The organism is Micromonospora sp. C28ISP2-4 (assembly GCF_030519385.1).
Lineage (GTDB): Bacteria > Actinomycetota > Actinomycetes > Mycobacteriales > Micromonosporaceae > Micromonospora > Micromonospora tulbaghiae.
Map to the genome: position 1 here is coordinate 472,419 of NZ_JAUMKG010000002.1, position 10,875 is coordinate 483,293.

At 74.6% G+C, this 10,875-nt stretch carries 7 protein-coding genes and 1 pseudogene; 6 read left to right on the plus strand and 2 right to left on the minus strand.

Features of this window, described 5'->3' with window-relative positions; all coding sequences use genetic code 11:
* Window positions 1-51: 51 nt before the first annotated feature.
* Window positions 52-873, plus strand: a pseudogene (locus Q3W68_RS10970) (EamA family transporter); the annotation flags it as partial.
* 74 nt (window positions 874-947) lie between these two features.
* On the opposite strand, the gene Q3W68_RS10975 reads toward Q3W68_RS10970, so the two are convergent.
* Window positions 948-1,412, minus strand: a complete 465-nt coding sequence (locus tag Q3W68_RS10975) for a hypothetical protein (protein ID WP_233586042.1) — start codon at window positions 1,410-1,412, stop codon at window positions 948-950.
* A 242-nt stretch (window positions 1,413-1,654) separates the two neighbouring features.
* Here Q3W68_RS10975 and Q3W68_RS10980 point away from each other — a divergent pair, with 242 nt between their 5' ends.
* The 5 genes from Q3W68_RS10980 (at window position 1,655) to valS (ending at window position 10,172) form a co-directional block, all read left to right on the plus strand.
* A complete protein-coding gene (locus Q3W68_RS10980) occupies window positions 1,655-3,106 on the plus strand; it encodes an AlkA N-terminal domain-containing protein (RefSeq protein ID WP_302905328.1) in 1,452 nt (483 codons plus the stop codon).
* Entirely contained in the window at window positions 3,103-3,615 is a 513-nt protein-coding gene (locus Q3W68_RS10985) for a methylated-DNA--[protein]-cysteine S-methyltransferase (protein WP_302905329.1), read from the plus strand. The genes Q3W68_RS10980 and Q3W68_RS10985 overlap by 4 nt, the downstream gene beginning before the upstream one ends.
* A gap of 37 nt (window positions 3,616-3,652) precedes the next feature.
* Window positions 3,653-5,473, plus strand: a complete 1,821-nt coding sequence (locus Q3W68_RS10990) for an ABC transporter ATP-binding protein (RefSeq protein ID WP_302905330.1) — start codon at window positions 3,653-3,655, stop codon at window positions 5,471-5,473.
* A gap of 137 nt (window positions 5,474-5,610) precedes the next feature.
* Window positions 5,611-7,443 carry an ABC transporter ATP-binding protein gene (locus Q3W68_RS10995; RefSeq protein WP_302905688.1) on the plus strand — a complete coding sequence of 611 codons (1,833 nt, stop codon included), beginning with the start codon at window positions 5,611-5,613 and terminating at the stop codon, window positions 7,441-7,443.
* A 164-nt stretch (window positions 7,444-7,607) separates the two neighbouring features.
* Complete coding sequence (gene valS, locus Q3W68_RS11000) at window positions 7,608-10,172, plus strand: valine--tRNA ligase (RefSeq protein WP_302905331.1); 2,565 nt, start codon at window positions 7,608-7,610, stop codon at window positions 10,170-10,172.
* Between the two features lie 117 nt (window positions 10,173-10,289).
* Here the strand turns inward: valS and Q3W68_RS11005 are convergent, their stop codons facing one another.
* Window positions 10,290-10,721: a hypothetical protein gene (locus Q3W68_RS11005; RefSeq protein ID WP_368045734.1), complete on the minus strand. Its 432-nt coding sequence runs from the start codon at window positions 10,719-10,721 to the stop codon at window positions 10,290-10,292.
* Window positions 10,722-10,875 lie beyond the last annotated feature (154 nt).

Below are 10,875 nucleotides of genomic sequence, written 5' to 3' on the forward strand. Positions count from 1 at the left end.
CGGGGCTGATTAGCTTAGCGCTAAGATACTTAGGGCTGAGAAGAGGCTTCCATGGACCGCCGCTGGACCGACGTCGCGCTCACCGCCGCCGCCCCGATCACCTGGGGCACCACATACCTGGTCACCGCCGAACTCCTCCCCCCGGACCGGCCGCTCTGGGCCGGGACGATCCGCGCTCTCCCGGCCGGCCTGCTGCTGCTCGCGCTGACCCGCCGACGACCACACGGCCTCTGGTGGGGGCGAGCCGCAGTGCTCGGCGCGCTGAACATCGGAGTGTTCTTCCCGCTGCTGTTCCTCGCCGCGTACCGGCTGCCCGGCGGCACCGCCGCAGTGCTCGGCGCCGCGCAGCCGCTGCTGGTGGCGGTGCTCACCGTCGCGCTGCTCCGCGACCGCCCCAGCCGGCCGGCACTGGCCGCCGCCGTGGCCGCCCCGCTCGGCGTCGCGCTCGTGGTGCTGCGTCCGGGCGCCGGCCTCGACCCGCTCGGCGTCGCCGCCGGGCTGGCCGGCGCAGTGGCGATGGCCGCCGGGCTGGTGCTCACCCGCCGCTGGGGGCGGCCGCCCGGAGTGGGCGTCCTGGCCGCGACGAGCTGGCAGCTCGTCGCCGGTGGCCTGATGATCGTGCCGGTCGCCGCCGCCGTCGAGGGCGCGCCGCCCGTGCCCGACGGGCCGGCCCTCCTCGGGTACGCGTGGCTCGGGCTGGCCGGGACCGCGCTGGCGTACGTGCTGTGGTTCCGGGGCGCGGCGCGACTGCCCGTGTCCCGCGTGTCGGTGCTCGGCGCGTTGAGCCCGCTGACCGCGGCGGCGCTCGGCTGGATGGTGCTCGGCGAGGCGCTGGACCCGGTCCAGCTCACCGGTTTCGCGGTGGCGGTGGCGGCGATGGTGCTCGCGCAACTGCCCGACCGGTCGCCGCAGCCGGGCGGCGGCAGGGCGGCCTGGCGGCTGCGCGGTCAGCCGGCCCGCAGCCGCCGCCAGTCGTCCGGCCACGCCTCGGCGGCGACGCCCTCGGGCAGCACACCGGCCGGTAGTTGCGCCGCGGCCGCGAGCGGCAGCGTGAACCGGTGCGCCGCGGCGGGCCCGGCCGCGTACGACCGGTCGAGCAGCCACCGCACCTCGTCGGCGGTCCAGCCCAGGCCGGAACGGGCGGCGATCTCGCGGACCAGCCGCAGGCCGACCCGGGTGTCGTCGTCGTAGAAGCGCATGCACCAGTGATGCGCCCACATGCCCAGCGCGCGCAGCCCGTCCGGGTCGAGGGAGCCGGCCAGCCGCCCGCAGGCGGTGTCCGCGAAAGGGCGACCGGGGTCACCGGCCCGGTCGCGCTCGATCGCGCCGTACGCGGCCGACGCCACCACCCGCATCCGCTCGTAGAAGCCCTCCACCACCGCGGCGTCCAACGGTGCTCGCCCCGATCGCATCAGCGGACACCCCGCCCGGCCACGCTCGCCATGCCCCGCACCTCTTCTTGAGTTGGTGGCGGGACGCTACCGACCACTTACGACACTTTCTTGGGTCCGCCGGCCATGATCCACGCCACCTCGCCGGAGTGGCGGTGTCCCGGGGCGCGGGATACCGCCACTTCCCCGGGCTGGCGCTACTGCCGCACGTCATGTCCGAATCCCGCCAGCCGAGCCCCGGAGCTGCGAGGCAGGATCGTGGCATGGAGCTGGACTTCGAGCGGTGCTACCGAGCCGTCGACAGCCGCGACCCGCGGTTCGACGGCTGGTTCTACACCGGTGTGACGTCGACCGGGATCTACTGCCGGCCGTCCTGTCCGGCGATGACGCCGAAGCGGCAGAACGTCCGGTTCTTCCCGTCCGCCGCCGCCGCGCAGGGGGCCGGGCTGCGGGCGTGCCGCCGGTGCCGGCCGGACGCGGCACCGGGCTCGCCCCAGTGGGACGTCCGGGCCGACCTGGTCGGCCGCGCCATGCGGCTGATCGCCGACGGCGTGGTGGACCGGGACGGGGTGCCCGGCCTGGCCACCCGGCTGGGCTACACCGAGCGGCACCTGCACCGGATGCTCCGGGCCGAGCTGGGCGCCGGCCCGCTGGCACTGGCCCGGGCCCAGCGCGCGCAGACCGCCCGGATCCTGATCGAGACCACCGGCCTCGGCCTGGCCGAGGTGGCCTTCGCCGCCGGGTTCGGCAGCGTCCGGCAGTTCAACGACACGGTCCGCGAGGTCTACGGCGGCACGCCGTCCGAGCTGCGGGCCGGGCGGCGGGGCGCGGCGGCGACCACCGGGGCGGGCACGCTCTCGCTGCGGCTGGCATACCGGCCTCCGCTGCACGCGGGCGCGCTGCTGGACTTCCTCGCGCTGCGCGCGCTACCCGGCGTCGAGGTGGTCCGCGACGGCACCTACCACCGGGGGCTGCGCCTGCCGCACGGTCCCGCCACGGTGGCGCTGACTCCGGCCGACGGCCACGTGGCCGCGACGCTGCGGCTGGCCGACATGCGTGACCTGGCTCCCGCGGTGGCCCGTTGCCGCCGGCTGCTCGACCTGGACGCCGACCCCGTCGCGGTGGACGCCACCCTGGCCGCCGACCCGGCGCTGGCCCCGGCCGTCGCGGCCGAGCCCGGCGTCCGGCTGCCGCACGCGGTCGACGGTTTCGAGCTGGCCGTCCGCGCCGTCACCACCCAGCAGGTCTCGCTGACCTCGGCGCGGACCACGCTCACCCGCCTGCTCGCCGTCACCCGGTCCACCGGCGGGGCGGGCGCCGACGACCCGGCGGACGGCCTGGTGGCGTTCCCCGGTCCGGCGGAGGTGCTCGCCGCGCCCGACACGGCGTTCCGGATGCCGGCGGCACGCCGCGAGACGATCCGGGCGCTGGCCCGCGCGGTCGCCGACGGCGAGCTGGACCTCGAACCCGGAGGCGACCGGGAGGAGGCGGTCCGGCTCCTGGCCGCGGTGCCCGGCGTCGGCCCGTGGACCACCGGCTACCTGGCCATGCGCGCACTCGGCGACCCCGATGTCGCCCTCACCACCGACCTGGGCGTACGCCGTGGCGCAGCAGCGCTCGGCCTGTCCGACGACCCGAAGACCCTGTCCGCGTACGCCGACCGCTGGCGCCCCTGGCGGTCGTACGCGACCATCCGACTCTGGAGAGCAGCATGAACACTGTGGACAGCACAGTCATCGACACCCCCGCCGGCCCGTTGAGCGTGCTCGCCGGCCCGGCCGGGGCGGTACGCGCGGCGGGGTTCACCGCCGACCCGGCGGCCCTGATGTCGTTGATCCACCCGAGCCTGCGCGGCGAACTGCGCGAACGGGCCGACCTCGGTCCGGTGACCACCGCCGTCCGGGCCTACCTGGACGGTGACCTCGCCGCGATCGACGCGGTCGCGGTGGAGCAGCACAGCGGCGGCGCCTTCCTGACGCACGCCTGGCAGGTGCTGCGCGACGTGAAGCCCGGCGACCCGGTCACCTACACCGGGTTCGCCGCGCTGGCCGGGCGACCGGCCGCCGTCCGGGCTGCCGCGGCGGCCTGCGCGCGCAACGCCGCCGCGCTGTTCGTGCCCTGCCACCGGGTGCTGCGTACCGACGGCTCGCTCGGCGGATACCGCTGGGGGCTGGACGTGAAGAAGTGGCTTCTCGGGCATGAGGGACGGGTGACGGCTAGCTGACAGCCGGACTGTCACCCCCGGCGGCTACCGTCGGGTAGTGCCCGCGTCCAGCGACGGCAACCCCGCGGCGCATACCGGCGTCCGGTCCCAGCCGCTGCGCAACCTCTGGCGGCTGCGGCCCTACCTGCGCCCGTACGCGACGGAGTTCGCCTGGCTGCTGGTCGCGGCGCTTGCCGCCACCGCGGCGAGCCTGGCCGTCCCGCTGGTGGTGCAGCGGGTCGTCGACGGGCCGATGGCCCGGCACGACGAGGCCGGGCTGCTTCGGCTCGGCGCCCTGGCTCTGCTGCTCGGGGTGGCCGAGGCGGTCCTCATCTTCATCCGCCGCTGGACGCAGTCGTCGTCCTCGGTGGGCATGGAGGCCGCCATCCGCGCCGACATCTACGCCCACCTGCAACGGCTCCCGACCGGTTTCCACGACCGCTGGCAGTCCGGCCAGCTGCTGTCCCGGATCACCAGCGACCTCTCGGTGATCCGGCGGTTCCTCTCCTTCGGGCTGTTGTTCCTGGTGCTCAACCTGGTCACCTACGCGGCGGTGGTGGCGCTGCTGATCCGGCTGCACCAGTGGCTGGGACTGCTGGTCGCGGCGAGCGCCGTACCGCTGTTCCTGATCAGCCGCCGCTTCGCGCGCCACTACCATGCGGCGTCGCGCCGGATGCAGGACCAGCAGGGTGACGTCGCCACGCTGGTCGAGGAGACGGCGTTGGGGTTGCGCACCATGCGGGCGTACGGGCGCGGGCCGGAACTGGCTGCCCGGTTCGCGGTCGGCGCGCGCCGGCTGCACGACACCGGGATCGGCAAGGCCCGGCTGCTGGCTCGCACCTCCGCGCTGTTCGACCTGGTGCCCAACCTGACGCTCGGCGCGGTCCTGGTGGCCGGCGCCGCAGCCGTCGCCGAGGGTGCGCTGTCCATCGGTGAGCTGGTCGCGTTCGTCAGTCTCCAGCTCATGCTGATCTGGCCGGTGCAGTCGCTGGGCTGGATCATCGCCAACGGCCAGGAGGCAGCGACCGCCGCCGACCGGATCCAGGAGGTCCTGGACACACCGCCGACCATCGTGGACGCACCGCACGCACGGTCGCTCGACCGGGGCGAGGTGCGCGGCCGGCTCCGCTTCGAACAGGTCGGCTTCCGCTACCCCGGCACCTCCGCGCCGGTGCTGCGCGACCTGGACCTGACCGTCGAGCCGGGTGAGACGATGGCGCTCGTCGGCGTCACCGGCTGCGGCAAGAGCACGCTGCTGTCGCTCGTCCCCCGGCTGCACGAGGTGACGCGCGGCCGGGTCACGCTCGACGGGCACGACGTGCGTGACCTGCGGCTGGAGTCACTGCGCCGGGCGGTCGCCGTGGCGTTCGAGGAGCCGACGCTGTTCTCCATGTCGGTCTGGGAGAACCTGACACTGGGTCGTCCGGACGCGAGCGAGGACGAGGTCCGGGCGGCGCTGACGCTGGCCCAGGCGGAGTTCGCGTACGAGCTGCCGTGGGGGCTCGCCACGCGGGTCGGTGAGCAGGGGCTGTCGCTGTCCGGCGGGCAGCGGCAGCGCCTCGCGCTGGCGCGTGCGGTGCTCGGCCGGCCGGCGGTGCTGGTGCTCGACGACCCGCTCTCCGCGCTCGACGTGCACACCGAGGCGCTCGTCGAGGCGGCCCTGCGCCGGGTGCTCCGGGACACCGCCACCACGACCCTGCTGGTGGCGCACCGCCCTTCGACAGTGGCGCTGGCGGACCGGGTGGCGTTGCTCGACGACGGCCGGATCGCCGCCGTCGGCACCCACTCGGAGCTGCTGGCCCGGGTACCCGCCTATCGGGCGGTGCTGTCCGCCGAGCCGGAGCGGCGGAGCGACGGCGTCGGCCTGGTGCGCTCGTGACCGGCCGCGCGCCGCGGGTCCCCCGGCCCCGCGACGCGCCGCGCGACACCGGCGCGCGCACCGCCGGGCACCGGGCGGCGCACAGCGCGACCGGCGCACGCCACGACGACGGGAACCGCGCCGATGGACGCGACGACCTGTCCCGCTGGCGGGGACGGGCCACCGACCCGGACGCCGACCGCAGCCGGGCCGAGGACTCGTCGCCGACGGCGGTGACCCGGCTGCGCGCGCGCAGCCGGGTTCTGCTGCGACGGCTGCTGCGCCCGCACCGGCGCGCGCTGGCGCTGGCGGTTGCGTTGCTGCTGGCCCAGAACGCCGCCGCGATGTCCGGGCCGTACCTGGTCATGCTCGGCATCGACAGGGGCATCGGGCCGCTGCGGGCCGGCGACCCGGGCCCGCTGATCGCGGTCGCCGCCGCGTTCGTGGTCGCCACAGCAGTCGAGTACGCGGCCCGGCGCGCGTTCCTCACCCTCGCCGCCCGGATCGGCCAGGCCGTCCTGCTCGACCTGCGCCGGCGGGTGTACGGGCACTTCCTGCGCCTCGACGTCGGGTTCCACGAGCGCTACACGTCCGGCCGGATGGTGTCCCGGCTGACCAGCGATCTGGAGTCGATCGCCGAACTGGTCGACGGCGGCATCGACAAGCTGGTGATGGCAGGGCTTTCGGTGCTGTCCGTGGCGGGCATCCTGCTCTGGCTGGACCTGCCGCTGGCGGCGGTGACGCTGCTCGCGTTCCCGTTCCTGTTCGTGCTGTCGCGGTGGTTCGCCCGCACCTCGGCCGGGGCGTACCGGCGCACCCGGGAGGCGGTGGCGCTGGTCATCGTGCACTTCGTCGAGTCGCTGCGCGGCATCCGGGCCGTGCAGGCGTACCGGCGGGAGGAGCGCAACGACCGCATCTTCGGTGCGGTGAACGACGACTACCGGCGCTCCAGCCTGCGCGCGTTCCGGCTGATCGCGATCTACTCGCCGGGCATCCGGCTGATCGGCAACCTGACCGCTGCGGTGGTGCTCGGATACGGCGGCTGGCGGGTCCTGGGCGGCGGCGTGGAGGTGGGTGTGCTCGCCGCGTTCCTGCTCTACCTGCGCCGGTTCTTCGAGCCGATGGAGGAGCTGAGCCAGTTCTACAACTCGCTGCAGTCGGCGACCGCCGCGCTGGAGAAGCTGGCCGGGGTGCTGGACGAGCGCCCGGCGGTGGCCGAACCGGCCCGGCCGGTGCCGCTGCCCGCCGGGCCGCCGCGCGGTGCGGTCACGTTCCGCGCCGTCGACTTCGGCTACCGCCGCCAGGCGCCGATCCTGTCCGGCCTGGATCTGACCGTGCCGCCCGGGCAGACCGTGGCGTTGATCGGGCCGACCGGCGCCGGGAAGTCCACAGTCGCGAAGCTGGTGGCCCGCTTCCACGACCCGGACGCGGGCGCCGTCCGGCTGGACGGGGTGGACCTGCGCGACCTGGCCGACGCCGAGCTGCGCCGGGCGGTGGTGCTGGTGACCCAGGAGACCCACCTGTTCAGCGGTTCCGTGGCCGACAACATCAGATTCGGCCGGCCGGACGCCGACGACGAGGCGGTGGTCGCGGCCGCGCGGGCCATCGGCGCGCACGACTTCATCGCCGCGCTGCCCGACGGGTACGCCACCGACGTGCACAGGCGCGGCGGCCGGCTCTCGGCCGGGCAGCGGCAGCTCGTCGCGTTCGCCCGCGCGTTCCTCGCCGACCCCCGGGTGCTGATCCTCGACGAGGCGACCTCGTCGCTGGACGTGCCGACCGAACGGCTGGTGCAGCGTGCCCTGCACAGCGTGCTGCGGGACCGCACCGCGCTGGTGATCGCCCACCGGCTCTCCACGGTGGAGACCGCGGACCGGGTGCTGGTGCTCGACGACGGCCGGATCGTGGAGGACGGCCCGCCGGCCGAGCTGATCGCTGCCGACCGCCGCTACGCCACCCTGCACCGCCAGTGGCGCGACTCCCTCCTCTAGCCCTCCCCCCTCCCTCCCCCTCAACTCCCCGTCGATCTTGCACTTACGGCCCGAGAAATGCCCGGAAAGTGGCTTGTGCGGGGGCGGCAAGTGCAAGATCGGCGAGGGACGCGCGGGTGGGGAAAGTCGTGGAGTGCGGCGGGGTGGCTGCCTACCATCGGCTGATGACCGACACGACGAGGAGCGCCCGCGGCGGCGTCCCCGAGCGTCCGAGCCTGGACGGCCTCGAGGAGACCTGGGCCCGCCGCTGGCAGTCCGACGGCACGTACGCGTTCGACCGCACGAAGGAGCGGTCGGACGTATACGCGATCGACACTCCCCCGCCCACCGTGTCGGGTGAGCTGCACATGGGACACGTCTTCTCGTACACGCACACCGACACGGTGGCGCGGTTCCAGCGGATGCGCGGGCGGACCGTCTTCTACCCGATGGGCTGGGACGACAACGGGCTGCCCACCGAACGCCGGGTGCAGAACGTCTACGGCGTGCGGCCCGACCCGGCGCTGCCGTACGACAGGGACTGGCGCCCGCCCGCCGCACCGGTGGACGACGCGGCCCGGAAGAACCCGACAGCGATCTCCCGGCGCAACTTCATCGAGCTGTGCGAGCTGCTGACGGTGGAGGACGAGAAGGCGTTCGAGGCGCTGTGGCGGCGGCTCGGGCTGTCGGTGGACTGGTCGCTGACGTACACCACGATCGGGTCGGCGGCCCGCGCGGCGAGCCAGCGCGCGTTCCTGCGCAACCTGGCCCGGGGCGAGGCGTACCAGGCCGAGGCGCCGACGCTGTGGGACGTCGGGTACGGCACCGCCGTCGCACAGGCGGAACTGGAGGACCGGGAGCGGCCGGGCGCGTACCACCGGCTGCGGTTCACCGGCCCCGACGGCCGGGAGGTGCTCATCGACACCACCCGCCCGGAGCTGCTGCCGGCCTGCGTGGCGCTCGTCTGCCACCCCGACGACGAGCGGTACGCGGACCTGGTCGGCGCGTCCGCGCGTTCCCCGGTCTTCGGGGTCGAGGTGCCGGTGCGCGCGCACCCGCTGGCGGACCCGGCCAAGGGCACGGGCATCGCGATGGTCTGCACCTTCGGCGACCTGACCGACGTGACCTGGTGGCGTGAACTTCGGCTGGACACCCGCGTGGTGATCGGCCGGGACGGGCGCCTCCTGCCGGAGCCGCCGGCCGGCGTGCCGGCGGAGCCCTACGCGGCGCTGGCCGGGCAGACCGTCAACGGCGCCCGGCGGACGCTCGTGGAGCTGCTGGCGGACGCGGGCGACCTGGTGGGCGAGCCGCGGCCGATCACCCATCCGGTGAAGTTCTACGAGCGCGGCGACCGGCCGCTGGAGATCGTCTCGACCCGGCAGTGGTATCTGCGCAACGGCGGCCGGGACGCCGGCCTGCGCGAGGAACTGCTGGCCCGGGGCCGGGAGCTGCGCTGGGTGCCGGAGCACATGCGGCACCGGTACGAGCACTGGGTGGGCGGCCTCACCGGGGACTGGCTGGTCAGCCGGCAGCGGTTCTTCGGCGTGCCGGTGCCGGTGTGGTACCGGCTCGACGACGCTGGCGAGCCGGACTGGTCCCACCCTCTCACACCGGACGAGGCGATGCTCCCGATCGATCCGACGAGCGAGCCGCCGCCCGGATACGAGGAGTCGCAGCGCGGCGAGCCGGGCGGATTCACCGGCGACCCGGACGTGCTGGACACCTGGGCCACCTCGTCGCTGACCCCGCAGATCGTCGGCGGCTGGGAGACCGACCCGGACCTGTTCGCCCGGGTCTTCCCGATGGACCTGCGTCCGCAGGGGCACGACATCATCCGGACCTGGCTGTTCGCCACAGTGGCCCGCTCCCACCTGGAGCACGGCGCGCTGCCGTGGCACACGGCTGTGCTCTCCGGCTGGATCCTCGACCCGGACCGCAAGAAGATGTCGAAGTCCAAGGGCAACGTGGTCACGCCGATGGCGCTGCTGGAGCGCAACGGGTCCGACGCGGTCCGCTACTGGGCCGCCAGCGGCAAGCCGGGCATGGACCTCGCCTTCGACCCGGCCCAGGTCAAGGTGGGGCGACGGCTGGCCACCAAGCTGCTCAACGCGTCGCGGTTCGCGCTCGGGCTGGGCGCCGCCGACGCGCTGCGGGCCGCGGCGACCCAACCGCTGGACACCGCGATGCTCGCCGAACTGTCCGGCGTGGTCGCGACCGCGACCACCGCCTTCGACGGGTACGACCACACCGCCGCCCTGATGGCCACCGAAGCGTTCTTCTGGCGGTTCTGCGACGACTACATCGAGTTGGTGAAGGAGCGCGCCTACGGCACCGGGCCGGCGGCCGACTCGGCGCGGGCGGCGCTGGCGACCGCGCTGTCGGTGCAGTTGCGCCTGTTCGCACCGGTGCTGCCGTTCGTCACCGAGGAGGTCTGGTCGTGGTGGCGGTACGGGTCGGTGCACCGCGCGCCCTGGCCGACCACGTACGAGGTGGGCCGCGCCATGGAGGCGCCGGGTGACCCGGAGCTGCTGCGGCTGGCCGCGGACGCGCTGGGTCAGGTGCGCCGCGCCAAGTCGGAACGGAAGCTGTCGATGAAGGCGGACGTGCCGCTGGCCGAGGCGCTCGGACCGGCGGCGGTGCTCGACCAGCTCGGCGCCGTGGCCGACGACCTGCGGGCGGCGGGCCGGATCGCGAAGCTGGACCTGCTGCCCGACCGCACCACCGAACTGGTCATCGCCTGCGCGTTCTGAACCGCCGCACGGCGGCCGCATGTAAGGAAGGGCCCCTTCTTAACGCCTGGCGTTGTAGAAGGGGCCCTTCTTAACACCCCGGAGCGCCGACCGGGCCGCCCCTCGGCGGTAAGTGCCTCAGTTCGCCGTGCAGGCGGTCTTGAGCTTGGCCCGGGCGGCGGTGAGATCCGCCTTGCTCGGCGCCTTGCCCGGCGCCTCGGCCCAGGTGTCGGCGAGGTCGGTCATGGCGGTGGCGACGCCCTTCACCGCGCCGTTGACCTCGTCGCTACTGGTGAAGGCGTGCGTGTAGAGCGTGGCCGCGCCCGCCGAGTACTGGGCGCTGACCGCCGAGTGGCCGGCCGGCGGGCCGATCTTCTCCGCCTCGGCCGCCTCCTTCAGCGCGGCCGTGATGTCCTTCTCCGCCTTCGCGCAGGTCGTCCGGGTGGCGTCGTCGAGGCCCGCCGGCGCCGGCGTCACCGGCGGTACGGACGTGGCGGCGGGGGCGGAGGGTGCCGCCGGGCCGGCGGAGGGCTTGTCGTCCCCGTCGCCGCAGCCGGACATGACGATCATCACCGCCGCGGCCGGAGCCAGCAGGGCGAGTCGAGCTGAACGCAAGGTGTTCTCCCCGTGTCGGTTGTGTGGCCGCCGCAAACTAGCAGACCGGACACGGCGGGGCGGAACCCGTTTTCCGCCGCTAACGCCGGAAAACGGGTTCCTCTCCCCG